This is a genomic window from Williamsia muralis NBRC 105860, assembly GCF_001598915.1.
GTDB lineage: Bacteria > Actinomycetota > Actinomycetes > Mycobacteriales > Mycobacteriaceae > Williamsia > Williamsia muralis.
The window spans coordinates 297,788-323,160 of sequence record NZ_BDAP01000003.1; the positions used below are offsets into that span (position 1 = coordinate 297,788).

The 25,373-nt window shown below is 66.0% G+C and carries 24 protein-coding genes; 21 read left to right on the forward strand and 3 right to left on the reverse strand.

Going from position 1 to position 25,373, the window contains the following annotated elements; genetic code table 11:
* Nucleotides 1–48 precede the first annotated feature (48 nt).
* From pdxS to WIMU1_RS13550, 17 genes are all read left to right on the forward strand, one after another.
* Complete coding sequence (pdxS, locus tag WIMU1_RS13470; protein ID WP_030163259.1) at nt 49–975, forward strand: pyridoxal 5'-phosphate synthase lyase subunit PdxS; 927 nt, start codon at nt 49–51, stop codon at nt 973–975.
* Nucleotides 976–1,007: 32 nt separating this feature from the next.
* The gene (locus WIMU1_RS13475; protein WP_062797954.1) at nt 1,008–2,027 is read left to right on the forward strand and encodes an RDD family protein; all 1,020 of its coding nucleotides are present in this window, start codon (nt 1,008–1,010) and stop codon (nt 2,025–2,027) included.
* A complete protein-coding gene (locus WIMU1_RS13480) occupies nt 2,024–3,013 on the forward strand; it encodes a PP2C family protein-serine/threonine phosphatase (protein WP_307714851.1) in 990 nt (329 codons plus the stop codon). The genes WIMU1_RS13475 and WIMU1_RS13480 overlap by 4 nt, the downstream gene beginning before the upstream one ends.
* A gap of 7 nt (nt 3,014–3,020) precedes the next feature.
* Nucleotides 3,021–3,791, forward strand: a complete 771-nt coding sequence (locus WIMU1_RS13485) for an FHA domain-containing protein (RefSeq protein ID WP_245969029.1) — start codon at nt 3,021–3,023, stop codon at nt 3,789–3,791.
* 214 nt (nt 3,792–4,005) lie between these two features.
* Nucleotides 4,006–4,485, forward strand: a complete 480-nt coding sequence (locus WIMU1_RS13490) for a response regulator transcription factor (protein ID WP_062797959.1) — start codon at nt 4,006–4,008, stop codon at nt 4,483–4,485.
* 75 nt (nt 4,486–4,560) lie between these two features.
* The gene (tesB, locus tag WIMU1_RS13495; RefSeq protein ID WP_062797961.1) at nt 4,561–5,412 is read left to right on the forward strand and encodes an acyl-CoA thioesterase II; all 852 of its coding nucleotides are present in this window, start codon (nt 4,561–4,563) and stop codon (nt 5,410–5,412) included.
* Nucleotides 5,409–6,026 (forward strand): pyridoxal 5'-phosphate synthase glutaminase subunit PdxT, encoded by a 618-nt coding sequence (pdxT, locus tag WIMU1_RS13500; RefSeq protein WP_062797962.1) that lies wholly within the window; start codon nt 5,409–5,411, stop codon nt 6,024–6,026. Before tesB ends, pdxT begins: the two co-directional genes overlap by 4 nt.
* A gap of 88 nt (nt 6,027–6,114) precedes the next feature.
* A complete protein-coding gene (locus WIMU1_RS13505) occupies nt 6,115–6,870 on the forward strand; it encodes a YebC/PmpR family DNA-binding transcriptional regulator (protein WP_023959531.1) in 756 nt (251 codons plus the stop codon).
* 109 nt (nt 6,871–6,979) lie between these two features.
* The gene (gene ruvC / locus WIMU1_RS13510; RefSeq protein WP_030163235.1) at nt 6,980–7,549 is read left to right on the forward strand and encodes a crossover junction endodeoxyribonuclease RuvC; all 570 of its coding nucleotides are present in this window, start codon (nt 6,980–6,982) and stop codon (nt 7,547–7,549) included.
* Nucleotides 7,546–8,142, forward strand: coding sequence for a Holliday junction branch migration protein RuvA (ruvA, locus tag WIMU1_RS13515; RefSeq protein ID WP_030163232.1), 597 nt, complete (start codon nt 7,546–7,548; stop codon nt 8,140–8,142). Before ruvC ends, ruvA begins: the two co-directional genes overlap by 4 nt.
* A complete protein-coding gene (gene ruvB, locus WIMU1_RS13520) occupies nt 8,139–9,296 on the forward strand; it encodes a Holliday junction branch migration DNA helicase RuvB (RefSeq protein ID WP_084248242.1) in 1,158 nt (385 codons plus the stop codon). The genes ruvA and ruvB overlap by 4 nt, the downstream gene beginning before the upstream one ends.
* Nucleotides 9,297–9,417: 121 nt before the next feature.
* A complete protein-coding gene (yajC, locus tag WIMU1_RS13525) occupies nt 9,418–9,831 on the forward strand; it encodes a preprotein translocase subunit YajC (protein ID WP_062797964.1) in 414 nt (137 codons plus the stop codon).
* 165 nt (nt 9,832–9,996) lie between these two features.
* A complete protein-coding gene (gene secD / locus WIMU1_RS13530) occupies nt 9,997–11,520 on the forward strand; it encodes a protein translocase subunit SecD (protein WP_211339056.1) in 1,524 nt (507 codons plus the stop codon).
* Nucleotides 11,513–12,700, forward strand: coding sequence for a protein translocase subunit SecF (gene secF, locus WIMU1_RS13535; protein ID WP_062797966.1), 1,188 nt, complete (start codon nt 11,513–11,515; stop codon nt 12,698–12,700). Before secD ends, secF begins: the two co-directional genes overlap by 8 nt.
* Nucleotides 12,701–12,711: 11 nt before the next feature.
* Complete coding sequence (locus WIMU1_RS13540) at nt 12,712–14,418, forward strand: ABC transporter substrate-binding protein (protein WP_245969027.1); 1,707 nt, start codon at nt 12,712–12,714, stop codon at nt 14,416–14,418.
* An 81-nt stretch (nt 14,419–14,499) separates the two neighbouring features.
* Nucleotides 14,500–15,081, forward strand: a complete 582-nt coding sequence (locus WIMU1_RS13545; RefSeq protein WP_062797970.1) for an adenine phosphoribosyltransferase — start codon at nt 14,500–14,502, stop codon at nt 15,079–15,081.
* 66 nt (nt 15,082–15,147) lie between these two features.
* Nucleotides 15,148–17,511 (forward strand): RelA/SpoT family protein, encoded by a 2,364-nt coding sequence (locus tag WIMU1_RS13550; RefSeq protein ID WP_062797972.1) that lies wholly within the window; start codon nt 15,148–15,150, stop codon nt 17,509–17,511.
* 45 nt (nt 17,512–17,556) lie between these two features.
* On the opposite strand, the gene WIMU1_RS13555 is transcribed toward WIMU1_RS13550, so the two are convergent.
* Entirely contained in the window at nt 17,557–18,507 is a 951-nt protein-coding gene (locus WIMU1_RS13555) for a peptidylprolyl isomerase (RefSeq protein WP_062797974.1), read from the reverse strand.
* Between the two features lie 200 nt (nt 18,508–18,707).
* Here WIMU1_RS13555 and WIMU1_RS13560 point away from each other — a divergent pair, with 200 nt between their 5' ends.
* From WIMU1_RS13560 to WIMU1_RS13570, 3 genes are read left to right on the forward strand one after another with little or no spacing between them, the layout of a single operon-like run.
* On the forward strand, nt 18,708–19,433 hold the full coding sequence (locus tag WIMU1_RS13560) for an MBL fold metallo-hydrolase (protein WP_062798574.1): 726 nt from the start codon (nt 18,708–18,710) through the stop codon (nt 19,431–19,433).
* A complete protein-coding gene (gene hisS, locus WIMU1_RS13565) occupies nt 19,430–20,704 on the forward strand; it encodes a histidine--tRNA ligase (protein WP_062797975.1) in 1,275 nt (424 codons plus the stop codon). The genes WIMU1_RS13560 and hisS overlap by 4 nt, the downstream gene beginning before the upstream one ends.
* Nucleotides 20,701–20,880 carry a hypothetical protein gene (locus WIMU1_RS13570; protein ID WP_023959508.1) on the forward strand — a complete coding sequence of 60 codons (180 nt, stop codon included), beginning with the start codon at nt 20,701–20,703 and terminating at the stop codon, nt 20,878–20,880. The genes hisS and WIMU1_RS13570 overlap by 4 nt, the downstream gene beginning before the upstream one ends.
* Nucleotides 20,881–20,946: 66 nt before the next feature.
* Here the strand turns inward: WIMU1_RS13570 and WIMU1_RS13575 are convergent, their stop codons facing one another.
* Both WIMU1_RS13575 and ypfJ read right to left on the reverse strand, forming a co-directional pair.
* Nucleotides 20,947–22,608: a DUF885 domain-containing protein gene (locus tag WIMU1_RS13575; protein ID WP_062797977.1), complete on the reverse strand. Its 1,662-nt coding sequence runs from the start codon at nt 22,606–22,608 to the stop codon at nt 20,947–20,949.
* Nucleotides 22,578–23,438 carry a KPN_02809 family neutral zinc metallopeptidase gene (gene ypfJ, locus WIMU1_RS13580; protein WP_062797978.1) on the reverse strand — a complete coding sequence of 287 codons (861 nt, stop codon included), beginning with the start codon at nt 23,436–23,438 and terminating at the stop codon, nt 22,578–22,580. Before ypfJ ends, WIMU1_RS13575 begins: the two co-directional genes overlap by 31 nt.
* A gap of 116 nt (nt 23,439–23,554) precedes the next feature.
* On the opposite strand from ypfJ, the gene aspS reads away from it, so the two are divergent.
* Nucleotides 23,555–25,363 carry an aspartate--tRNA ligase gene (aspS, locus tag WIMU1_RS13585; RefSeq protein WP_062797980.1) on the forward strand — a complete coding sequence of 603 codons (1,809 nt, stop codon included), beginning with the start codon at nt 23,555–23,557 and terminating at the stop codon, nt 25,361–25,363.
* Nucleotides 25,364–25,373 lie beyond the last annotated feature (10 nt).

The window sequence follows — 25,373 nt, forward strand, 5'->3', positions numbered from 1 at the left end:
GCCTAGACTGGAAGCTCAGCAATCGACTAGACCACAGGAGCTATAGACGTGAGCAGTGCCCCAGATCCAGGTTCATCGGTGCCAGCGGAAAGTGCCGGCACCGGTACCGCGCGGGTCAAGCGTGGCATGGCCGAGATGCTCAAGGGCGGCGTGATCATGGACGTCGTGACAGCCGAGCAGGCCAAGATCGCCGAGGACGCGGGCGCTGTCGCAGTCATGGCCCTCGAGCGGGTACCGGCCGACATCCGTGCACAGGGCGGGGTCTCGCGGATGAGCGACCCCGACATGATCGACGGGATCATCTCGGCAGTGTCCATCCCGGTGATGGCCAAGGCTCGCATCGGACATTTTGTCGAAGCCCAGATCCTCCAGAGCCTCGGTGTCGACTACATCGACGAGTCAGAGGTGCTGACCCCGGCCGACTACGCCAACCACATCGACAAGTGGCAGTTCACCGTGCCGTTCGTGTGCGGCGCAACCAACCTGGGCGAGGCGCTCCGCAGGCTCACCGAGGGCGCCGGGATGATCCGGTCCAAGGGTGAGGCGGGCACGGGCGACGTCTCGAACGCCACCACACACATGCGCAAGATCCGCGACGAGATCCGGCGGCTGACCTCACTGCCCAAGGACGAACTGTTCGTCGCCGCCAAGGAGCTGCAGGCGCCGTACGACCTGGTCGTCGAAGTTGCCGAGCTGGGCAAATTGCCCGTCACGCTGTTCACCGCCGGCGGCATCGCCACCCCCGCGGACGCGGCGATGATGATGCAGTTGGGCGCCGAGGGCGTCTTCGTGGGATCGGGAATCTTCAAGTCCGGCAATCCCGCAGAGCGTGCTGCCGCCATCGTGCAGGCGACTACGTTCTACGACGATCCCGACGTGCTCGCGAAGGTGTCGCGTGGACTGGGTGAGGCGATGGTCGGTATCAATGTCGACGACATCCCACAACCCCATCGACTTGCCGAGCGCGGCTGGTGAACTGACGTGGACGCGGGGGCGGGGAATCGGAGATGACCAGCGCGTCCGCTGATTTCGAAGCGATTCCGCTCGGCTGCGGCCGCTGCGGAACCCAGATCCCGTCCGCGTCCGCCCGCTGTCCCGAATGTGGACAGCAGATGTTCGTCACCAGCGGTGGCGCAGTACCGAGGTCGCCGCGCGAGGCCATGGTGGCGGGCCGAATCCCCGCCTCCAACGGTTCGCGGGTGGCCGCTTATCTCGTTGATGTCGCCATCCTGCTGGCTGCGGTTGCAGCTCTACTCGCCGCCGGGCTGGTCTTCGGCCTCGACGCGGCCCTGGTTGTGTGCGCGGCGGTGCCCGCTGCGGGCTGGATCTCGTCGGCAATCGCGCGTGCCAACGGCATCCGTACCCCGGGCCAGGTGTTGGCGCGAACCACGATCACCACAGGCCGGTCGGGCCGTCCGATCGGTTTCTGGCGGCATCTGACCCGCACCGCCGTACTTCACGTGAGCAACGTTCTGTTGTTCGCCGGAGCGATATCGGTATTGATCGACAGGGGCCGTCCCCGTCGCGGCTGCCACGAGAAGCTCTCCGGCACAACGACTGCGAGCAGTGTGGGTTCGGCGGGGTACGAGGTGATCACGGCGCCCAGCGCGCACGTGGCCGAGTCCGGCAAGGAAGCGGCAGATTCGGTCACCGAGCGCATCGATCCCAGCACAGGCGCCCGCACCCTGCCGTTGCGCCGGGCCGGCTCCGGTTTGCGGCTCCGACTCGACGACGGCAGCTACACCGATCTGTCCGGTGCTGGATACCTCGGTGTGCCGGCCGTCGAGTGGTCGCACGGTCGCGCACAGATCGTGGTCACCCCCATCGAGGCGCCAACTTCGGACGACACGCAGGTCCAGTTCAGCGTGGCGGACGGGAAATTGTGGATGATCAGTACGGGCCCAGACGTCCGATCGGTTCTCGACACCGGCGAGTCGGTGACCGCGATGCGACCCGGACATCCGTACGAGGTGGGTCCGGGCACCGTGGTGCATCTCGGACAGTGCAGTTTCGAGGTTGCGAGATGAGCCAGGATGCGGAGCTCGACCGTGAATCGGAGACGGAGCCGAAGGCGGAGCTCGACCGTGAATCGGAGACGAAGCCGAAGGCGGAGCTCGACCGTGAATCGGAGACGGAGCCGAAGGCGGAGCTCGACCGTGAAACAGACGCGGTACTCGATCCTGGGCGTGAGCGCGGAGGGCACATGACGATGGAAGCGACCGGGACCGTCCGGGACGAGACACGCAGCGGGGTAGGCGAGTTCGGTCAGGTCGAGGTGAGCTGGGCTGTGGTCAGCGACGTCGGCCTGCTGCGTGAGACCAATGAGGACGCGGCTCTGGTCGGCCCTGGGATGATCTTGGTGGCCGACGGCATGGGCGGTCATGATTGCGGTGAGCTCGCCAGCGAGGCGGCGTTGTCGGCGTTGTCGGACACAACGGTGACAGGGGTGAACCGCACACGCGATTCGGTGGTGGACCTGTTGGGGGAGGCGCGCCGCCAGATCGAGAACATCGACTCCGACTCGGGTCGCCGTGCCGGCACCACCGTCACCGGGGCGATGCTCGTCGACAGCGACGGGCGACCCCATTGGCTGGTGCTGAACATCGGGGATTCGCGGACGTACCGTTTTGCCCACTCGAAGCTCGAGCAGGTGACCGTCGACCACTCTCAGGTGCAGGAGCTTGTGGATGCGGGATTCCTGACCGCAGCACAGGCCCGTGTCGACCCACGTCGCAACGTGATCACCCGGGCACTCGGTGCCGGGATGGAGCAGGAGGCCGATTTCTTCACGTTCCCGGTGGAGCAAGATGACCGGATCCTGGTGTGCTCCGATGGTCTCACCGGTGAGTTGGCTGACGACGCGATCGCCGCGATCCTGGCCGGCTTCGACGATCCGACAGCGGCTGCGCAGGCGCTGGTCTCGGCCGCTCTGGAGGCCGGTGGCCGTGACAATGTGACCGTGGCGATCGCCGACGTGAAGGCGGTTCCGGACGTCTCCGACCCCGCGTCGTGATCCGGCGATGACGATCACCGATCCGGCGGGCGAACCCGGTCAGCCCGAAGGCGTCAAACGCCCGATCGCCGAGACCTTCGTGGAGTTCTGCGGCGAGCGGGTGGCGGTCAGTCCGGACGAGCCGTTCCACATCGGCCGCGACGCCGATCTCGATATCGACGACAACCCTTATCTGCACCGCAGATTCCTCATGCTGCACCACGAAGACGGGTTGTGGTGGCTGTCCAATGTGGGGTCGCATCTGTCCGCAGGGGTCGTGGCGGGTGACGCCGGATTCCAGGCGACGCTGGCTCCCGGCGCCCGGGTGCCTCTGGTGTTCGGCGTGACCGCTGTGGTGTTCTCGGCAGGCCCCACGACGTACGAGCTCGAAATCCATTCGGGCGCAATGCCGTTGAATCTCGCCCCGGTGGAAGAGCCGGCGCGCAGCGGCGAAACCACCATCGGGGTGGTGTCCCTGACGGAGAGTCAGAAGCTACTGATAGTTGTCTTGGCCGAAGAGGTGTTGCGGCGCAACGGAACCGGTGCGAGTTCGATCCCGTCGTCGGCGCAGGCCGCGGCCAGGCTCGGCTGGTCGTTGACGAAGTTCAACCGCAAACTCGACAACGTGTGTGACAAGTTCGACCAGATCGGGGTGTCCGGTGTCCGCGGCGGCTTGGGGCGGCTCGCCAGCAATCGGCGGGTCAAGCTGGTCGAATATGCGGTGGCCGCCCGATTGGTGACACGCGAGGATCTGGTGCTCATCGATGCCGAGGCGCGCCGCAACGGCGTGATCGGCTGATCGAGAGCGTGGGCCGCTGCCGGGCGGCCGGTGGGCGGATCTGCGGCGGCCTCTGTGGTGAGTTGATCGTCAGTCTCCCGCAAAACCTCCTCTGAGCTGGGCTCATGTGGTGGGTAGTTCTACCCATCGACATGTCCGGTGTGCCGGTTTTAGTGTTTAGACACTTCGACAGAGGGCAGGAGAAAACCGGCCCCCCAGACCAGGAGAATCACCGATGACCGTACTGCACAACACCTTTGGCGCTCCCAGTCGCACGAGGGTCGGTTACCGGCCGACGACCCCGGTCCGGATGACCAGGGAGGAGGCGCTGGCTCGGCTCAAGCAGCGCACGATGCCTCTGCCCGGTCGCGCGGCGCCGCATTCGCAGCCCGGGGTCATCTGTGCGACTCCTGCGGTTCCCATGTCGGGTCACGGTCGCGGCGGACGGACAGAGGGAGCTGCCGACACCGGCGCAACCACCGCTTACCGCGCGCCGAAACTGTCGCAGCGCGAGATCGAGGTACTCCGTGCGTGGCTGAACCTCGATTCCAAATCAGCGGTGGCCCAATCGCTGTTCATCTCTCTGGGTACCGTCAACACCCATCTCGCCCGGATCCGGGTCAAGTACAACGAGGTCGGCCGGCCTGCCCCGACCAAAGCCGCACTCGTGGCCCGTGCGATCCAGGACGGGATCGTGTCGATCGACGACCTCTGACCGCCGGCGGGGGAGCCGTGATGGGCCTGCGCCCCCGGTGAGCCATAATCGTCGTCGGAAAGGTGGTGCCACCTCATGGCGACGATCGAAGAGATTCTGCAGCTCGAAACGATAGAAAAAGACATCTATCGTGGGCACGCCCACCCGAGCCACCTGCAGCGCACCTTCGGTGGGCAGGTCGCCGGGCAGGCCCTGGTGTCGGCGACGAAGACGGTCGACGCTCGTTTTGTGGTCCATTCGTTGCACGGTTACTTCCTGCGCGGCGGGAACCCTGAAGAGCCGACCGTGTACCTGGTCGACCGCATCCGCGACGGCCGTTCGTTCTGCACCCGGCGGGTGACAGCGGTGCAGGACGGCATGGCGATCTTCACGATGTCGGCGTCATTTCACGTTCAGGACCAGGGATTCGAGCATCAGGACAAGATGCCTTCGGTGCCCGATCCGGAGGATCTGGTCGACGTTCTCACCGCCCAGGACCGCAAGGCGATGTCACCTTTTCGCGAGTGGGAGAACTTCGACGTCCGGATCGTCCCGGACGACCAGCTCGTCCGCAGCCGCGATCTGGCCGCTCAGCAACGTGTCTGGTTCCGGTACCGCCACCAGCTCCCCGATGAGCCCGTGTTCCACATCTGCACACTCGCCTACATGAGCGACATGACGTTGCTGGGTTCGGCGAAGGTAGCCCACCCCGACGAGGACGCCCAGGCCGCCTCGCTCGATCACGCGATGTGGTTCCTCCGGCCGTTCCGCGCCGACGAGTGGCTCTTGTATGACCAGACGTCGCCGTCGGCAGGAGGCGGCCGGGCCCTCACCCAGGGCCGGATCTATGACCGCAACGGAGTCATGGTGGCGGCGGTGACCCAGGAAGGTCTCGCGCGGACCGGACGAAAGTTGCCCGCGGACCAGCACGCGAAGAGGGAGAGTTGAGCACGCCGGTGCGGATCGGCATCCTCGCGCTGCAAGGCGATGTCCGCGAACACCACGCCGCCCTCACCGAGATCGGCGCCGAGCCCGTGTCGATCCGCCGGGCCTCCGAACTCGACTCCATCGACGGGATCATCATCCCGGGTGGTGAATCCACGACGATGAGCCGGCTGCTCGTGGTGCTGGGCCTGCTCGAACCGCTCCGCGAGGCCCTCGCCGATGGGCTGCCCGCCTACGGATCGTGTGCGGGGATGATCATGCTCGCGCGCGACATCCTGGATACACGACCGGACGCACAGCATCTCGACGCCCTCGACATCACGGTGCGGCGCAACGCATTCGGTCGCCAGGTCGCGTCGTTCGAGACCGACCTCGACATCGAGGGGATCGATGGCGGACCGATGCGCGCTGTCTTCATCAGGGCTCCCTGGGTCGAGTCTTCCGGCGAATCGGTCCAGATTCTGGGCACGGTTCCCGATGGCCCGGCCGCGGGCCGTGTCGTCGCAGTCCGGCAGGGCGATGTGCTCGCGACGTCCTTTCATCCAGAGGTCACCGGGGACCGGCGGGTCCACGAGTACTTCGTCGAGATGGTCAGGGCGGCGCAAGGAAAGCAGTGAGGCTCGTCGCCGCACCGCCGGTGGCGAGTAGGATCGGTCCGCAGTTCTCGACGCCACACACCCGAGCAGTACGAAAGGGGCTTGCTGAATGAGCGGCCACTCAAAATGGGCCACCACCAAGCACAAGAAGGCGGTGGTCGATGCCAAGCGCGGCAAGATGTTTGCCAAGCTGGTCAAGAATATCGAGGTCGCCGCGCGCACGGGTGGCGGAGATCCGAGTGGTAACCCCACGTTGTACGACGCCATTCAGAAGGCCAAGAAGTCGTCGGTACCCAATGACAACATCGAGCGCGCCCGCAAACGTGGTGGCGGCGAAGAAGCCGGCGGCGCCGATTGGCAGAACATCACCTACGAGGGATACGGCCCCAACGGCGTCGCGATCCTGATCGAGTGCCTCACCGACAACCGGAACCGCGCCGCCACCGAGGTGCGCACCGCCATGACCCGCAACGGCGGCAACATGGCCGATCCCGGCTCGGTCTCGTACCTGTTCGCGCGCAAGGGTGTCGTCACCCTGGAGAAGAACGGCCAGAGCGAGGACGACATCCTGATGGCGGTCCTCGAAGCGGGCGCAGAAGAGGTGACCGACCTGGGCGACACCTTCGAGATCGTGAGTGAACCCACAGATCTGGTCGCGGTCCGGACGGCACTGCAGGATGCGGGCATCGACTACGAATCCGCCGAGGCCAGCTTCCGTGCGTCGGTGGAGGTACCGGTCGACGCCGATGGCGCCCGCAAGGTGTTCAAGCTGATCGACGCACTCGAGGATTCCGACGACGTGCAAGAGGTCTACTCCAACGTCGACATCAGCGACGAGGTGCTCGCCGAGCTCGAATCGGAGTGACATCACCGGTGCCGCGTGTTGATGCCTGAGGCCGTCGTGACCGCCGGTTACGATATCGAACAACTGTTCGTGCCGAGCAGATTCGAGTCGTAGCCGAAAGCGGGTTCGCATGCGGGTGATGGGTGTTGACCCCGGGCTGACCAGGTGCGGTATCGCGCTCATCCAGTCGGGCACGGGCCGCTCGGTGACCGCGCTCGATGTCGACGTCATCCGTACCCCACCCGACATGGCACTGGAGAACCGCTTGCTCGCCATTCACACCGCTGCCGAGCACTGGCTCGACACTCACCGGCCCGATGTCGTGGCGATCGAGCGTGTGTTCGCCCAGCACCAGGTCAGCACCGCGATGGGCACCGCCCAGGCCGGTGGCGTGATCGCCCTGGCCGCGGCTCAGCGCGGGGTACCCGTTCGATTTCACACACCGAGCGAGGTGAAGGCCGCGGTGACGGGAAGCGGACGGGCCGACAAGGCCCAGGTGACGGCGATGGTCACCCGCATCCTCGGCATGCAGCAGGCACCGCGGCCCGCCGATGCCGCAGACGCACTTGCCCTTGCGATCTGCCACTGCTGGCGTGGGCCGATCCAGGAACGGATGGAGCAGGCCCAGGCGGTCGCTCTGGCGCAGCAGAAGGCGTATCGCGATCGGGTCGCCCTGGCCAAGAAGGCGGCGGGACGGTGATCGCGTCGGTACGTGGACCCGTGGTCGACGTGGCGCTCGATCACGTCGTCATCGACTGCGCAGGCGTCGGATATCAGGTTCTTGTCACCCCCAGCACGGCCGGTTCGGTCCGGCGTGGCTCGGAGGCGACGCTGCTCACCACCATGATCGTGCGCGAGGACTCGATGACCCTGTACGGGTTCACCGAGCCCGACGCCCGTTCGCTGTTCACGCTTCTGCAGACCGTGACCGGCGTCGGACCACGTCTGGCGATGGCCACACTGGCCGTGCTCGAGCCCGACGCCCTGCGTGAGGCTCTGGCCGGCGGCGACACCAAGGCATTGATCACCGTCCCCGGCATCGGCAAGCGTGTCGCCGAGCGACTGGTGGTCGAACTGCGGGACAAAGTCGACCGACCCCACACAACCGGGGGTGACGCATCGAGCCTGCCGAGTTCGTCGGTGCGCGACCAGGTCGCCGAAGCGCTTGTGGGCCTTGGCTTTGCGGCTCCCGTCGCCGAGAAGACGGTGATCGCAGTGCTGGCGGATCAGCCGAACGCCGACTCCGCGACAGTCCTGCGTGCCTCGCTTGCGTCGTTGGGCAAGACCCGATGACCCCCGACGACATCGACGACTTCGACGGCATCGGTGAGTCGGGTTACCCGATCACCGACCCCGAACCGGTCAACCGAACCGTCAACGCCGGCCGGATCACGGCAGACGGCGACCTCGACAACAGCCTTCGTCCCAAGTCGCTAGGCGACTTCATCGGTCAGCCGAGGGTGTGCGAACAGCTGGAGCTGGTGCTGCAGGCGGCGCGCGGCCGTGGCGGCACCCCCGACCACATTCTGCTGTCGGGTCCACCGGGCCTGGGCAAGACCTCGTTGGCGATGATCATCGCGGGGGAGATGGGTGCCGCGCTGAGGGTCACGTCCGGTCCCGCGCTCGAGCGGGCCGGGGACCTCGCTGCGATGCTGTCGAACCTGGTCGAAGGAGATGTCCTCTTCATCGACGAGATCCACCGCATCGCCCGGCCCGCCGAGGAGATGCTGTACCTCGCGATGGAGGATTTCCGCGTCGACGTGGTGGTGGGCAAGGGGCCGGGTGCCACGTCCATCCCGCTCGACGTCGCACCGTTCACTTTGGTCGGCGCCACCACGCGTTCGGGCGCTCTGACGGGCCCACTGCGGGACAGATTCGGTTTCACCGCACACATGGAGTTCTACGAGGAAAGCGAACTCGAGCGTGTCCTGAGCCGGTCGGCAGGCATCCTAGGGATCACGATGGAGGCGGACGCCGGTGCCGAGATCGCGTCCCGCTCCCGCGGTACCCCCCGGATCGCCAACCGTCTCCTGCGGCGGGTGCGCGACTACGCGGAAGTAAGGGCGGACGGCGTCGTCGACCTCGCGGTGGCGCGGGCTGCCCTGACCGTCTACGACGTCGACGAACTCGGATTCGATCGGCTCGACCGGGCTGTTCTCGGTGCTTTGGTCCGTGGCTTCGGCGGCGGACCGGTAGGAGTGTCCACCTTGGCCGTCGCGGTCGGGGAGGAACCGGCCACGGTGGAAGAGGTGTGCGAACCATTTCTCGTGCGTGCCGGGATGATCGCCCGGACCCCGCGGGGGAGGGTCGCGACCGCCGCTGCGTGGCACCACCTCGGTCTCACGCCGCCTGCCGGCGCCCTGAACGGTTCGTTCGGGGTGCGCGTGCGCGAGGACGGGTCCGCCATGATGTCGCTGTTCGGCGACGACGACCCGGCCGCGATCTGACATTTCTCAGCCGGAGCTCAGCGGCGAATTCGGGTCCGGCACGCCCGGGATGGCACACTGGGTGTGATGGCGAGCGCTGCTCGTGTGCACGAATGACAAATCAAGGACTGAACACACCACCATGGAATTGATATTTCCTATCCTGCTGGTCTTCTTGGTCGGCTTCATGATCCTGTCCGTTCGTCGCCAGAAGAAGGCGATGTCCGCGGCTCAGGAGATGCAAGACTCGCTCCAGATCGGCGCACGTATCCAGACCACCTCGGGCGTCTACGGCACTGTTGCCGGGCTGGCCGACGGAACCGTTGACCTCGAGATCGCCGATGGCGTTGTCACTCGCTGGAACCGGTTGGCCATCCGTGAGGTCGTCCATGCCGACGACCTCGCCGACAGCTACCCCGGCGTCGGGCTGATCGACAACACCGATTCCGACGACGACGACTTCGGCTTCGCCGACCACGGCAACGCGGACGGTTATGCCGATCACGACGACTCGATCACTCTCGAGAAGTCTCGCGGAGACCAAGACAAGTCATAGAGCTCTCCCGGCCGAGGGGGCGTCACACGGGCGTGCGCGACATCGTCGATGTCGGAGCACGTACCGTGACGGGCGCCCCTGCGGTCTGTACGGGGTTCGTAGGACAACTGAGGAGACGTAGGCAGCGTGGCATCGTCGTCAAACCGTGAAGTACCTCCGTCACGGATGTTGATCGTCTTTTTCCTGTTGATGATCGTGGTGTACGGGCTGGTGTTCTTCACCGGCAGCAGAGAAGCGACCCCGAAACTCGGTATCGACCTCCAGGGCGGGACGCGGGTGACCCTCACCGCACGTACCCCTGACGGCAGCGCACCGAGCCGGGACCAGCTCGACAAGGCCAAACAGATCATCGAGCAGCGGGTCAACGGCCTCGGCGTCTCCGGGTCCGAGGTGATCATCGACGGTGACAACCTGGTGATCACGGTTCCCGGTGACGACGGCAAACAGGCCCGCACCCTCGGACAGACCGCATTGCTCTACGTGCGCCCGGTCGCCGATGTACAGGCGGCCACCCCCCAGCCCAACGCTCCGCCCGCTCCCGAGGGACAGACGTCCGAACAGGCGATCGCAGAGGCCAAGGCACTGCGGCAGGCACCCAAGGACGCGAACACGGATGCCCTCAGAGCGCAGATGGCAAAGATGAACTGCGATCCATCTGCGCCGGATCCATTGCAGGGCAACGACGATCCCGAGCAGTTCCTGGTGACCTGCTCCGAGGACGGCACCCAGGTGTATCTGCTCGAACCGCAGATCATCAAGGGCAGCGACATCGACAAGGCCGAGGCCGGGACCACCCAGGGTGCAGGCGCATGGATCGTGCGGTTGGACTACAAGGGTGGCGCCCGCGACTTCTGGTCGAGCTACACCGCTCAGAACATCGGCAAGGCAACAGCATTCACCCTGGACTCCAAGGTGGTCAGCGCCCCGCAGATCAACGGCGCCATCAACGGCACCACCGAGGTGAGTGGCGACTTCACCCAGACCGAGGCCAAGGATCTTGCCAACGTCCTCAAGTACGGGTCTCTGCCCCTGTCGTTCAAGGCATCTGACGCCCAGACGGTGTCCGCGACCCTCGGCTGGTCGTCGCTCAAGGCCGGTCTGATCGCAGGCCTGATCGGTCTGATCGCGGTCTTCATCTACGCCTTGGCGTACTACCGGATGCTCGGGATCCTGACGGTTCTGTCGCTGACTCTGTCGGGGATCATGGTCTACGGGATCATGGTCCTGCTCGGCAGGTACATCAACTTCACCCTCGATCTCGCCGGCATCGCCGGTCTGATCATCGGTATCGGCATGACCGCGGACTCCTTTGTCGTCTACTTCGAGCGCATCAAGGACGAGATGCGTGAAGGCCGGAGCTTCCGCTCGGCTGTTCCACGCGGCTGGGCGCGAGCCAAGCGCACCATTTGGTCGGGCAACGCGGTCAGCCTGATCTCGGCCGGTGTGCTGTACTTCCTCGCCGTCGGTGACGTGAAGGGATTCGCGTTCACCTTGGGATTGACGACCATTCTGGACGTCGCGGTGGTCTTCCTCGTGACCTATCCCTTGGTGGTCTACGCATCCCGGTCGAACTTCCTGTCCAAGCCGAGCGTGAACGGTCTCGGCGGGGTCACCCAGGTGGCGAAGGAGCGGCGCCAGGCGGCGGCCGAGCGTCCCACCACGACTTCGGGAGGAGTGCGCAATGGCTGACACCGACCGCCGGGCACCCACCAGCGACGCCGACTTCACCGCCGCGACCAACCGGTCGCTGCTGTCCCGCCTCTACACGGGTACCGGCGCCTTCGAGATCGTCGGCCGCCGGCGCATGTGGTTCATGATCACCACCGCGCTTGTGCTCATCTCGCTCGCGAGTATCGGGATCCGCGGATTCACCCTCGGGATCGAGTTCGAGGGCGGAACCCAGATCTCGTTCCCCAAGACCGGTGAGGTGTCGACGAGCGAGGTCGAGTCGACCTACGCCGATGCCATGGGCGAGGATCCGCAGTCGGTCCAGACCGCGGGGTCGGGGGCAAGCCAGACCGTGCAGATCCGGACGGAGACCCTCGACGCCCAGCAGCTGATCAAGGTCACCGATGCGTTGTCGGACGAGTTCGGGCTCGCGCCCAACGATGTGAGCTCGTCGGACGTCAGCTCCACCTGGGGCGGTGAGATCACCGAGAAGGCGCTGATCGCGCTGGCGGTGTTCTTGGTGCTGGTGACGATCTACATCGCCATCCGTTTCGACAAGGAGATGGCGGTGGCGGCGATCGCTGCGCTGTTCTTCGACATCGCCACCACGGCGGGCATCTACTCCCTTGTCGGCTTCGAGGTGACCCCGGCGACGGTGATCGGTTTCCTGGCGATCCTGGGCTTCTCTCTCTACGACACCGTCGTGGTCTTCGACAAGGTGGAAGAGAACGTGCGTGGTGTGCTGCACACCAGCCGGCGCACGTATGCCGAGCAGGCCAATCTCGCGGTGAACCAGACCCTGATGCGATCGATCAACACCACTGTCATCTCGGTACTCCCGGTGCTGTCCCTGATGGTCATCGCGGTGTGGGTGTTGGGAGTGGGCACCCTCAAGGACCTCGGTCTGGTCCAGATGGTCGGTGTCGTCACCGGCACGTTCTCGTCGATCTTCTTGGCGACCCCGCTGCTCGCCACCCTCAAGGAACGGCGTAAGGACATCGGCTCGCACACCCGGAAGGTGCTGGCCCGTCGGAGCGAGCGTGAGGGTCGATCGGTAGCGGCGACCGATGACGTCGCACCCGCAGTCGGTGGCACCACCACGTTGACCAAAACCGCCCCCGCGCCGGTTCGAGCGCAGCGGTCGGGAAGCGCCTCACATGCAGGGGCGCGTCCGTCGGGTAAGCGGCGCCGCAAACGCTAACCTGTGCGGTGATGAGATCCCGCGCACTGCTTGCCGCATCGCTGGCGATGGTGTGTGGGACGGCAGTGGTCGCGGGTTGCTCAGAAGACGCCGAATTCTCGGTGAACTACCTGATCGACGGTGCGGTGACCACATACAACACCGAGACGTTGAACGGTGGCATCGGCGGAGGGCAGATGGCTCTGGCGCGGGTGCTGCCCGGATTCAGCTACCTCGGGCCCGACGGGCGCGTCATCGCGGACACCGACATCGGAACCGCGACACCACAGCCGGTCGACCCTTCCCGTCTGACGGTGAACTACCAGATCAATCCCCGGGCCGTGTATTCCGACGGGGTACCGCTGACCTGCGATGCGATGACGTTGGCGTGGGCTGCCCACAGCGGGCGTTTCTCTGGATTCGAACCCGTCACCACCGCTGGCTATCGCGACATCGAACGCGTCGAGTGCACCCCCGGCGCCAAGACGGCGACCGTCACCTTCCGGCCCGGCCGCGCCTATCGCGACTGGAAGGGGCTGTTCGGGGCGGGGACGCTGATCCCTCCTCAGGTGGTTGCCCGTGCCTCGGGGGTGCCGGATGTCGTCGGACCCATCAGCCGAGGCGACCGCCGCGTCCTGGGACAGATGGCGCGGATCTGGAACACGGGTCTGTCGATGACACCCGGCGAATTCGAATCCGCAGACTTCCCTGCACTGGGCCCCTATCGGGTGCAGGACTACACCCGAGACGGCGGACTGGTGCTGTCCGCCAACGACCGATGGTGGGGCCAACCCGCCGGTGAACAACAGCTGACGCTGTGGCCGCGGTCCACTGCGATGAGCGACGATTTCGCGGACGGCAAAGGTGACTCGAAGGTCGACGTGCTCGACATCGGGGCCGGAACCTACAGTGCCGTCGACCCGGCGCCGCGCCGACAGTCCAGCACCACCGCGGCGCCACCTCCGGGGCCGATGCCACCGGCCTCGCTGGGGGTCGAGCGGATCGTCATGGCCGGTCGCGGTGTGTTCGCCACCTCGGCCGCGCGTCGCGCGTTCGCCGCGTGCGTACCCCGTGACGGTCTCGCCCGCGAGTTCGGCCGCGGGGCCCCCATCGCCAACAACCATCTGCTCGGGCCGGGTGATCTCCTCACGGGTGCACTTGATGCCGAGTTCGGTCGCGACTACCTGCGGGCCGACCCCGAGCGTGCCGCACGGGAAGCGCGCGAGTCGGGGGCAGGCGCTGCTATGACCGTCCGCATCGGTTATCTCGGACCGGACATGCGCAGAGGTCAGATGGTGGCCGCCATCACGGCCAGCTGCCAGCGTGCCGGCATCACCGTGGTCGACGCCGCCTCCGACACCATCGGTCCGGCGAGTCTCGGCGCCGAGGTGGATGCCTTGATCACCGCTTCCGGCAACGGATTCGCCGCCACGGGCGCCGCCGATCCCATCCGGGATTCCTACGCCTTCCATCGAAGCGATCCGAGCAACATCGGCAGGTACTCGAACGCGAGGGTCTCGGCCCTGATCGACCAGCTCGCGGTGACGGTTCGGCCCGCGGGTCAGCTCCCTCTACTCCGCGAGATCGAGTTGTTGCTGTGGCAGGACATGCCGGCTCTCCCGTTGTTCGTCGAGCCGCGAACGCGGCTTTCGGGAGACAATGTGGACAACGTGGTGCCCGGGAACGCTCGCGTCGGTACGGGATGGAACATTGATCGCTGGATGCTGTCGGACACCTGACCCGCGTTCTACAGACCACGCAGGCCCACCGAGGCGCACGACGTCGAACGGTGGTAATCGAACAGATGAGGACTTGAGAAGATGGACAGCCCCACCACCCAGACCGGCCGCGAGGCACACACCGCTCGCGAGGCCTCGTCGGCAATCGAGCGGCTCACTCGCAAGGTCGCCGATTTTCCGTCTCCGGGAGTCCAGTTCAAAGATCTGTCACCCGTGCTGGCCGATCCGGCCGGGCTTCGTGCGGTGATCTCCGGACTCGCCGACTGCGACGCCGGTCAGATCGACCTGGTGGCGGGAATCGACGCGCGGGGATTTCTGTTGGGTTCGGGTGTGGCACTCGAGCTCGGCACCGGAGTGCTGGCGGTCCGCAAGGCCGGAAAGCTGCCCCCGCCGGTGCTGATGCAGGAGTACACCCTCGAGTACGGATCCGCCTGCCTGGAGATCCCGGCCGACGGCCTCGACCTCACGGGGATGCGGGTACTGATCGTCGACGACGTGCTCGCGACCGGAGGAACGGTCATCGCCGCGATCAAGCTGCTGCGCCAAGCCGGGGCGATACCGGTCGCGGTGGCCGTGGTGATGGAACTCGGCGCACTCGGTGGCCGGGCGGCAATCAGCCAGGCCGTCGGTGACATCGGGCTGTCTGCCCTGACTCCGGGCTGAGGTCTAGGGTTGATGGACATGATCTGACTGGTAGTTTTCGATCCTTCACATCACAGGAGGTGACCGATGGCCGAAGAGACGCCTGGTGCTCTGACGCAGGCCCCGACCGGCGACAGCGTCGCCCCCGTGGCACCCCCGGCGGCGGACGTCGCCCCGGTCAAAGGGTCGAACGGTGCTGTCTCGACCTCGGCCTCCCGCCGTGTCAGGGCTCGCCTGGCCCGACGGATGACCGCGACCAAGAGTTCGATTCGGCCGGTGCTCGAGCCCCTCGTCGCCCTTCACCGCGACGGCTACCCCAAAGCCGACGTCACCGTTCTCCAACGCGCCTATGACACCGCGGAGGCCAAGCACAGCGGGCAGTTCCGCAAGTCCGGCGACCCGTACATCACGCACCCGCTCGCGGTGGCCACCATCCTCGCCGACCTCGGAATGGACACCACCACGCTGGTGGCGGCGCTGCTGCACGACACCGTCGAGGACACGGGCTACTCGCTGGAACAGCTGTCCGAGGACTTCGGGCAAGAAGTCGCCCACCTCGTCGATGGCGTGACCAAGCTCGACAAGGTCGCTCTGGGCAACGCGGCCGAGGCCGAGACCATCCGCAAGATGATCATCGCGATGGCCCGTGATCCGCGGGTCCTGGTGATCAAGGTCGCCGACCGCCTGCACAACATGCGCACCATGCGCTTCCTGCCACCGGAGAAGCAGGCGCGCAAAGCCCGCGAGACTTTGGAAGTCATTGCCCCACTTGCTCATCGACTGGGCATGGCAACCGTCAAGTGGGAACTAGAGGATCTCGCCTTCGCCATCCTGCATCCCAAGCGTTACGAGGAGATCGTCCGTCTCGTGGCCGACCGGGCGCCCTCCAGAGACACCTACCTGGCCAGGGTTCGCGCCGACATCATCAACGCGCTCACCGGATCTCGCATCACGGCGACCGTAGAGGGCCGGCCCAAGCACTACTGGTCGATCTATCAGAAGATGATCGTCAAGGGGCGCGAGTTCGACGACATCCACGACCTCGTGGGTATGCGCATCCTGTGCGACGACCTGCGGGACTGCTATGCCGCTGTGGGCGTGGTGCATTCACTCTGGCAACCGATGGCCGGCCGCTTCAAGGACTACATCGCCCAACCTCGTTTCGGGGTGTACCAGTCGCTGCACACCACCGTGATCGGTCCCGAGGGCAAACCCCTCGAGGTGCAGATCCGCACCCGCGACATGCACCGCACGGCGGAGTTCGGGATCGCGGCCCACTGGCGATACAAGGAGACGAAGGGCAAGCACAGTTCCGACTCTGCCGAGATCGACGACATGGCGTGGATGCGGCAGTTGCTCGATTGGCAGAGAGAGGCTGCCGATCCCGGCGAGTTCCTCGAGTCGCTGCGGTACGACCTCGCAGTCAAGGAGATCTTCGTCTTCACACCCAAGGGCGACGTGATCACCCTCCCCACCGGATCGACGCCGGTGGACTTCGCCTACGCGGTCCACACCGAGGTCGGCCACCGCTGTATCGGGGCGCGGGTCAACGGTCGACTCGTCGCGCTCGAACGCACACTCGAGAACGGGGAAGTCGTAGAGGTCTTCACCTCGAAAGCTGCCACCGCGGGGCCATCGCGGGACTGGCAGTCGTTTGTGGTCAGTCCACGCGCCAAGGCGAAGATCCGGCAGTGGTTCGCCAAGGAACGCCGGGAGGAAGCTCTCGAATCCGGCAAAGATGCTATCGCCAAAGAGGTTCGCCGAGGCGGACTTCCGATTCAGAGGCTGCTGAACAGCGATTCCATGGGCGCGATTGCCCATGAGCTGCGTTTCACGGATGTGTCGGCGCTCTACGCCGCTGTCGGTGAGGGACATGTCTCCGCGCGCCACGTGGTCAGTCGTCTGGTGGCCCAGCTCGGTGGACTCGAAGACGCCGAAGAAGAGCTCGCCGAACGGTCCACCCCGTCGACGATGCCGTCCCCGGCCCGCCAGACGGGCGATGCCGGTGTGGTGGTCCCCGGCGCGGACGGCGTCCTGGCCAAGCTGGCGAAGTGCTGCACTCCCGTTCCGGGCGACGAGATCATGGGATTCGTGACCCGCGGTGGGGGAGTGAGCGTGCATCGCACCGATTGCACCAACGCCGGAGCACTGCGCGAGCAGTCCGAACGGATCATCGAGGTCAAATGGGCGCCGTCACCGTCGTCGGTGTTCCTCGTCGCCATCCAGGTCGAGGCCCTCGACCGGTCGCGTCTGCTGTCGGACGTCACCCGCGTCCTCGCAGACGAGCGCGTGAACATCTTGTCGGCATCGGTGACCACATCACGTGATCGGGTGGCCATCAGCAAGTTCACCTTCGAGATGGGCGACCCGAAGCATCTCGGCCACGTCCTCAACGTGGTCCGCAATGTCGAAGGTGTCTACGACGTCTACCGGGTCACCTCGGCCGCGTAGTCGAACCCTGGTCGCTCACCGGGGTCGAGACGGCCGAGGTGGCTCTCAGCTTCCGATCGTGGCGGTGGTGATGTCCACCGGGAGAACGGGTTTGCCGTCTGACGGGTTCTCGTCGAGCGACCCGGTGGACTGGTTCGGACGCAAGCCGGGCACGATGCCGCCTGCGAGCACCTTGTCCAGCACCTGCAGGCCGGGCTCTTCGACCTTGCCGATCACCGTGTAATCGGCAGGCAGTACGCCGTCCTGGATCACCATGAAGAACTGACTTCCGCCGGTTCCCGCGCCGGTTTCCTGGTTGGTGCCGCTGTTGGCCACCGCGATGGTGCCGCGGGGATACGTCACCGGTTGCGCTCCGGTGGTCGGGTCGGCTTCGCCGGCCGACGCGAATCCCGTCGGCAATTCGTCAGGACTCTGCCAGCCGGGCCCGCCGCGACCGGTGGCGGTGGGGTCTCCGCACTGGAGCACCTTGAGTTGATCGCTGGTCAGCCGGTGGCAGGAGGTGTCGTTGAAGTAGTTCTCTTTGATGAGGCTCTCGAACGCGCCGACGTTGCAGGGGGCGTCCTTTCGGTTCAGCTGAACCGGGATTGCACCCTGGCTGGTGTCGAATACGACGTCGACCGAGCCTTCTTTGAGTTGCTTGTCGCCGGGCATGGGCGCTTTACGCTGTTTGGCGGCACCGGCTTTGAGCTCACCGAGGAACTGCTGGAACTTGGGCTGCTGGTCAGCCGGGACCTCTGCCGGCACGGTGTCCGGCAGGCCTTCGAACGGGTCGGCCGTGTCCTCGACGTAGCTGCACGCGGTCCAGCGGGCCTTCTCGTTGTCGTCGGCGACCTTTTTCACGATGAGCGTGGTGGCCACCGCGGCGACCGCAACGACCAGTACCACGGACGTCGAGACGATGATGATCTTGCGCTTGCGCGCGGCCTGCTGCTGCCGCTCCAACCGCCGCTCCAGCTTGCGTTTCGCCGCCTGCCGTCGTTGCTCGTTGCTCGACACCGCAGAGATCCTCCGTATAAATCGTCCGTCTCGCTGCACCCCGGGCGCGGGGCATCCGGTGCGAGTCTGCCAGCAAATGCTGAGAGCACGTTATATGGGTGCGGCGTTGGCGCGCCGACTTCGGCACGTGGCCGGGGCAATCACGTTTTGCCGTGCTGGGATGATGAAGGAACACCTTCCCCGACCCAGGAGTGCAGACCATGCTGATCACGGGCTTCCCCGCGGGCATGTTCGCCACCAACTGCTATGTGGTGGCGCCCGCCCCCGGTAGCGAGGCGATCATCATCGACCCAGGTCAGGACTCCGCTCCAGGAGTGCGCAAACTACTGGCCGAGCATTCACTGACCCCGGTGGCAGTGCTGCTGACCCACGGGCACCTCGATCACACCTGGAACGCCACCGAGTTGTGCGACGAATACGCCATCCCGGCATTCATCCATCCGGCTGACAGGCACATGCTCGCCGACCCGGCGGCCGGAATCGGACGGGCACTCGGAGCGATGATCGGCGACACCGTCTTTCGAGAGCCGGAGAAGGTGATCGATCTCGTCGATCGCGAAGATCTGGACGTCGCGGGGTTGTCCTTCTCGGTGGATCTGGCGCCGGGTCACACGCAGGGTTCGGTGCTGTTCGGTATCGACGTGGACACCCCGGAGGGGACTGTTCCGGTCTGCTTCGCGGGCGACGTGCTGTTTGCCGGTTCCATCGGCCGCACGGACCTGCCGGGCGGCGACCACCAACAACTGCTCGATTCCATCGCCGACCGGATGCTGGGGTTGCCGGACGAGACGTTGGTACTGCCAGGGCACGGCGAGCAGACGACCATCGGTCGCGAACGTGCCGGCAATCCATTTTTGGCCGATCTGTCCCACCCCGGGCAGGATGGACCGGCCACCAACCGATCGAAGGGACGTCACGGACTGTGAATGCCGGATTCCAGGCGCCGCGGGGCGTACCAGACTACGTTCCGCCGTCATCGGCCCAGTTCGTCGCCGTCCGCGACGCATTGACCAGGGCGGCGCGACTGGCCGGATACTCACACATAGAGCTGCCGATCTTCGAGGACACCGCGTTGTTCGCCCGGGGCGTCGGAGAATCCACCGACGTGGTCTCGAAGGAGATGTACACGTTCGCCGATCGTGGTGACCGGTCGGTGACGTTGCGTCCGGAAGGAACCGCGGGCGTGATGCGGGCCGTGATCCAGCACGGCCTCGATCGGGGTCAACTCCCTGTCAAGCTGTCCTACGCAGGGCCGTTCTTCCGTTACGAGAAGCCTCAGACGGGCCGGTACCGCCAGTTGCAGCAGGTGGGTGTCGAGGCGATCGGGATCGACGACCCGGCTCTCGACGCGGAGGTCATCGCGATCGCAGACGAGGGCTTCCGCGCCCTGGGGCTGAGCGGCTTTCGCCTCGAGATCACCTCGCTCGGCGATGACACCTGCCGGCCTCAGTATCGGGAAGCCTTGCAGCAGTTTCTCTTCGGACTCGATCTGGACGAAGAGACGCGGCGCCGAGCGGGGATCAACCCGTTGAGGGTGCTCGACGACAAGAGGCCGCACATCCGTGAGGCGACGGCCGGTGCACCTCTGATGATCGACTACCTGTCGGACTCGGCTCGGGAACACTTCGATGCGGTGATCGGACACCTGGACCGGCTCGGCGTGGCTTATGAGAAGAACCCGAGGTTGGTCCGCGGCCTGGACTACTACACGAAGACCACCTTCGAGTTCGTTCACGACGGGCTCGGTGCGCAGTCGGGCATCGGTGGCGGCGGTCGCTACGACGGCTTGATGAAGCAGTTGGGCGGCAAGCAGGAGCTGTCCGGTATCGGTTATGGGCTCGGCGTGGACCGCACCGTTCTGGCGTTGGAGGCCGAAGGGATCGCCGCGGCAACGGACGCACGGTGCGAGGTGTTCGGGGTGCCACTCGGTGACGCCGCCAAAGATGCCCTCGTCGAGGTTGCCGGTCGGCTCCGCGCGGCCGGGGTCAGGGTCGACATCGCCTACGGCGGTCGCGGACTCAAGGGAGCGATGAAGGCGGCTGACCGATCGGGCGCGCGATTCGCACTGGTTCTCGGCGAGAACGAACTGGCTTCCGGTGAGGTCGAGCTCAAGGACCTGAGCAACGGGAACCAGCAGCGCCTGGCGCTCGATGATGTTGTGCAGCAACTGACTTCGCAGCTGGCCGCAGGCCGATGAGCCGCCGGGTCCGGCTCTGGTGCGCGGCCGGGCTGACCGCACTGGTCATGACCGGGTCGGTTGCCTGCACCTTCACGGTGAGCGGTGACCCCGAACCGGCACCGTTCACCGGACGCACATGGGGGAGCCAGGCCCACACCCCGAGTCTGCCGGTCGCCGAGAACCCGCCCGAGTAACCCGCCGAGCGGGCATTCCGAGCGGCGGAAGGTCGCGGTCGGTGGCGCCCGGCGCCCGATCGGTGGTCAGGTCAGTTCGGACCGCAGGACATCAAGACTGACCCCGCCGAGCGCCAGCGCCTTGCGGTGGAAGTCCTTGAGTGAGCCGCCCGGGTTGAGGTGCAAGTAGTTGTCGCGGGCCTGCTGCCACACCCGTTGCCCGAGCGCGTACGACGGCGCCTGGCCGGGCCAGCCGAGGTAACGGTCCAATTCGAACCGGAGGACGGTGCGGTCCATCGCGACGGCCGAGGTGAGGAACGTCCACGCCTTGTCGGCATCCCATGTGCCTCCACCCACCGACTCCGGTGCGGTGAGACCGCAGTGCACCCCGATGTCCACGACAACCCGGGCGGCGCGCAGTCGCTGCGAGTCGAGCATCCCCATCCGGTCACCCGGATCCTCGAGCCAGCCGAGTTCCCCCATCAGTCGTTCTGCGTAGAGGGCCCAGCCCTCACCGTGACCGGAGGTGAACGACGCCAGTTTGCGCCACCGGTTGAGGTCGGGACTGACCATCGCCGAACCAAGCTGCAGGTGATGTCCTGGGACGCCCTCGTGGAAGACGGTGGTGGTCTCCTGCCAGGTGTGAAAGACCTTCTGCTGCGGCGGAACCGACCACCACATGCGCCCCGGCCTGCTGAGGTCTTCGCTCGGTGTCGTGTAGTAGATGATCCCGGTGGCCGCCGGTGCCAGACGACATTCCAGTGCGGTGAGATCGGCAGGGATGTCGAAGTGTTCGCGGCCCACCTCGGCGGTGGCCCGGTCCGACAACTCCTGCATCCAGGCGACGAACGCATCCCGATCGGTCATCTGGTACCGCGGATCGGCGTTGAGGGCCTCGAGCGCACCGTTCACACCAGCTCCCGGCGCGATCACCTCGGCCAGCGTCTGTTGTTCGGCAACAATGGAATCGAGCAGGTCCACGCCCCACGCGTACGCATCGTCGACGTCGATGTCGGCACCGACGAACTCCGCTGAGTGCAGGCGGTAGCGGTCGCGGCCCACGCCATCGGCATCGGTGGTGCGGGGCAGCACGTCGTCGCGGAGGACGGCCGCCAGCCGCGTCATCACTGCACCCACTCGTCCGCGCAGTTCGTCGAGCAGATCGACGCGGTCTGTGGACTCGATCGCCGTCGCATTGCTGAAGATCGACGAGGTGGCGGTATCGGCTTGAGCCGCAACCAATTCGACCTGCCGTCTGGTCAGGGCGGGTCCGGACGACAGGCGGGCCCGGATCCCTTCGATGATGGTCTCCACGCAGCTCGGGACCTGATCCAGCCGGGCCAAGAACACGTCCTGGTCGGCGGGGGAGTCGGTGGCCATCAAGTCGAAGACGTCGCGGACCGCCTGCAACGGCGATTCGATGACGTTCACCTCACCGGTCCGCAGTCCGGCATCGTCGACGGCCAGCGACCGGCTCAACTGGTCGGTCATGGTCGCCACGGTCACCCGGTCGACATCGTCGGCGAGTGCCTCGGCCGCGAGTGCCGCGATGGTGTCCCGCCTGGCGATGGCCCGCTCTTCCTCACCGGCAGGCGAGAAGTCGGTGAGCCGGTGATCGTGGCCGACGACACCGAGATGTGTGGCCTCGATGGGATTGAGTGCGCACGACCGTTCCAGGAATCCCTCCGCGATCCGGTCGATCCCGGTGGCCTCCCGGGTCACAGGCTGCCCACCGCGAAGGTGTCGCATGCCGCTGCATCGCCGCGGTCATATCCCACGTTGAACCATCGCACCCGCTGGTCCGATGAACCGTGTGTCCACCCCTCCGGATTGGAACTGTCGCCCGAGATGGCGTCGTCTCCGATGGCCTTCGCTGTCTGGATCACGTCGGAGATCTGCTGCTGGGTGAGCGGCGCCAGCATCGCGTTCGGACCCTTGTCTGCGTTGAACGCCCACACGCCGGCCAGGCAATCGGCCTGCAGCTCGATCCGCACCGATCCCGACGTCGGGCCGGCGGCCCCCATGCGCTGACCCTTCTCCAGAGCGCCGGTGAGGTACTCGATGTGGTGGCCGTACTCATGGGCGACCACGTATTCCTGTGCCAGCGGGCCGTCGCTGCCGCCGAGCTGATCGCTCAGCACGTCAAAGAAGGTCGGGTCGAAATAGGCGGTCTGATCACCCGGGCAGTAGAACGGTCCGACGTCGGAGGTGGCCGGCCCGCAAGCGGTGTCGACGCTGCCGGAGAAGATCTTCGTCTGCGGCGGCTCGTATCCCGGCATGATGTTGCTCCACACGCGGTCGAGACTGTTGGTGGTCGCAACGATTCGGCACACCGTGTCGACGTTGGCCTTCTCGATGGTGCAGCTCTGGATGTGCTCGTCGATCGCCGACTGCTGCGAGGAGGTACTCGAACCGGTCTCGTCACCACCGAGGCCGATCGCGTTCGGATCGATCCCGAGCAGAGCGGCCACGACGATGACGATCAGTCCTGCCCCGCCACCGAGGGCCAGCCGGCCACGACCTCCGCCGCCGCCGGAGACGTTGCCTGTGTCGAGTGGACCGCCACCTTGGAAAGTCATTCGCCAAGCATGGCACGAGCAGGTGCGTTCTCTCTCGAATGCGGCGCCCGTAGGATGTTGCACGATACAAAACCCTTCAGCCACCGAAGTGTTTGACCGCAATCGAGAGGAACACTGTGCTGCGCACCCATTTCGCCGGATCGTTACGGGCCGAGAATGCCGGACAGACCGTGACGTTGACCGGTTGGGTGGCGCGACGCCGCGACCACGGCGGGGTCATCTTCATCGATCTGCGCGACAGCTCCGGGCTCGCACAGGTGGTTTTCCGTGACGATGCGGTGGCCACGCCGGCGCACCGGCTCCGCGCAGAATATTGCGTGCAGGTCACCGGACTCGTCGAGCAGCGACCCGAGGGCAGTGAGAACCCGAACCTGGAGTCGGGCGCGATCGAGATCAATGCCACCGAACTCGTTGTGCTCAACGAATCCGCGCCCCTGCCGTTCCAACTCGACGAGAGCCCCGGCGAGGAAGCGCGTCTGAAGTACCGGTATCTCGACCTCCGCCGCGAAGGCCCGGGTGCGGCCCTGCGGCTCCGTTCGAAGGTGAACAACGCCGCGCGTACTGTCCTGCTCGATCAGGACTTCGTGGAGATCGAGACCCCGACGCTGACCCGATCCACACCCGAAGGCGCCCGCGACTTCCTGGTGCCGGCACGGTTGCAGCCCGGCACCTTCTATGCGCTGCCGCAGAGTCCCCAGCTCTTCAAGCAGCTGCTGATGGTCGCCGGGATGGAGCGGTACTTCCAGATCGCCCGCTGCTACCGCGACGAGGATTTCCGCGCCGACCGCCAGCCCGAGTTCACCCAGCTCGACGTCGAGATGAGCTTCGTCGAGCAGGACGACGTGATCGCCGTGGCAGAACAGATCCTCGTCGCGCTGTGGAAGCTGATCGGTTATGACCTCCCGACGCCGATCCCGCGGATCACCTACGCCGAGGCGATGCGCCGGTTCGGCAGCGACAAACCGGACCTGCGATTCGGACTCGAGCTGGTGGAGTGCACCGACTACTTCAAGGACACTCCGTTCCGGGTGTTCCAGGCTCCCTACGTGGGTGCCGTTGTCATGCCGGGCGGCGCAAGCCAGCCACGCCGACAGCTCGACGCCTGGCAGGAGTGGGCGAAGCAGCGCGGCGCCAAAGGGCTGGCGTATGTGCTTGTCCAAGAAGACGGTTCGCTCGGTGGGCCGGTGGCCAAGAACTTGTCCGAGGACGAGCGGGCCGGTCTGGTCGCCCACGTCGGCGCGACCCCCGGCGACTGTGTGTTCTTCGCCGCCGGGCCCGCCAAGGCGCAGCGCGCCCTACTCGGTGCAGCGCGCGGTGAGATCGCCCAACGTCTCGGCCTGATCAAAGACGGTGACTGGGCGTTCACGTGGGTGGTGGACGCGCCACTGTTCGAGCCGGCCGACGATGCCACCGCCAGCGGTGACGTGGCCGTCGGCTCGGGCGCATGGACCGCTGTGCACCACGCCTTCACCTCTCCGAAGCCCGAATCGCTCGGGGTACTCGAATCCGACCCCGGATCCGCGTTGGCGTACGCCTACGACATCGTCTGCAACGGCAACGAGATCGGCGGCGGATCGATACGTATCCACCGGCGCGAGGTCCAGGAACTCGTCTTCAAGATCATGGGCATCGGTGCCGAGGAAGCGCAGGAGAAGTTCGGATTCCTGCTGGACGCCTTCGCATACGGAGCCCCGCCCCACGGCGGCATCGCTTTCGGATGGGACCGGATCACGGCACTGCTCGCCGGGCAACCGTCGATCCGCGACGTCATCGCGTTCCCGAAGTCCGGGGGTGGGATCGATCCACTCACCGACGCGCCCGCCGCGATCACGCCTGCCCAACGCAAGGAGTCGGGAATCGATGCGAAACCTCCGGCGCCCAAGGACAAACAGGCCGTGAAGTCACCGACACCCGCCGAGTCCTGAACGCAGCCGG

Excerpts from the sequence above, each read along its gene's own strand:
- ruvB (WP_084248242.1), top strand. The coding sequence starts at position 8,139 with ATGACCCCCGACGACATCGACGACTTCGACGGCATCGGTGAGTCGGGT.
- WIMU1_RS13490 (WP_062797959.1), top strand. The coding sequence starts at position 4,006 with ATGACCGTACTGCACAACACCTTTGGCGCTCCCAGTCGCACGAGGGTC.
- ypfJ (WP_062797978.1), bottom strand. The coding sequence starts at position 23,438 with ATGACTTTCCAAGGTGGCGGTCCACTCGACACAGGCAACGTCTCCGGC.
- secF (WP_062797966.1), top strand. The coding sequence starts at position 11,513 with ATGGCTGACACCGACCGCCGGGCACCCACCAGCGACGCCGACTTCACC.
- WIMU1_RS13550 (WP_062797972.1), top strand. The coding sequence starts at position 15,148 with ATGGCCGAAGAGACGCCTGGTGCTCTGACGCAGGCCCCGACCGGCGAC.
- ruvC (WP_030163235.1), top strand. The coding sequence starts at position 6,980 with ATGCGGGTGATGGGTGTTGACCCCGGGCTGACCAGGTGCGGTATCGCG.
- WIMU1_RS13570 (WP_023959508.1), top strand. The coding sequence starts at position 20,701 with ATGAGCCGCCGGGTCCGGCTCTGGTGCGCGGCCGGGCTGACCGCACTG.
- yajC (WP_062797964.1), top strand. The coding sequence starts at position 9,418 with ATGGAATTGATATTTCCTATCCTGCTGGTCTTCTTGGTCGGCTTCATG.
- WIMU1_RS13545 (WP_062797970.1), top strand. The coding sequence starts at position 14,500 with ATGGACAGCCCCACCACCCAGACCGGCCGCGAGGCACACACCGCTCGC.
- secD (WP_211339056.1), top strand. The coding sequence starts at position 9,997 with ATGTTGATCGTCTTTTTCCTGTTGATGATCGTGGTGTACGGGCTGGTG.
- tesB (WP_062797961.1), top strand. The coding sequence starts at position 4,561 with ATGGCGACGATCGAAGAGATTCTGCAGCTCGAAACGATAGAAAAAGAC.
- WIMU1_RS13475 (WP_062797954.1), top strand. The coding sequence starts at position 1,008 with ATGACCAGCGCGTCCGCTGATTTCGAAGCGATTCCGCTCGGCTGCGGC.
- WIMU1_RS13485 (WP_245969029.1), top strand. The coding sequence starts at position 3,021 with ATGACGATCACCGATCCGGCGGGCGAACCCGGTCAGCCCGAAGGCGTC.
- WIMU1_RS13575 (WP_062797977.1), bottom strand. The coding sequence starts at position 22,608 with ATGCGACACCTTCGCGGTGGGCAGCCTGTGACCCGGGAGGCCACCGGG.
- WIMU1_RS13540 (WP_245969027.1), top strand. The coding sequence starts at position 12,712 with ATGAGATCCCGCGCACTGCTTGCCGCATCGCTGGCGATGGTGTGTGGG.
- WIMU1_RS13480 (WP_307714851.1), top strand. The coding sequence starts at position 2,024 with ATGAGCCAGGATGCGGAGCTCGACCGTGAATCGGAGACGGAGCCGAAG.
- WIMU1_RS13560 (WP_062798574.1), top strand. The coding sequence starts at position 18,708 with ATGCTGATCACGGGCTTCCCCGCGGGCATGTTCGCCACCAACTGCTAT.
- WIMU1_RS13505 (WP_023959531.1), top strand. The coding sequence starts at position 6,115 with ATGAGCGGCCACTCAAAATGGGCCACCACCAAGCACAAGAAGGCGGTG.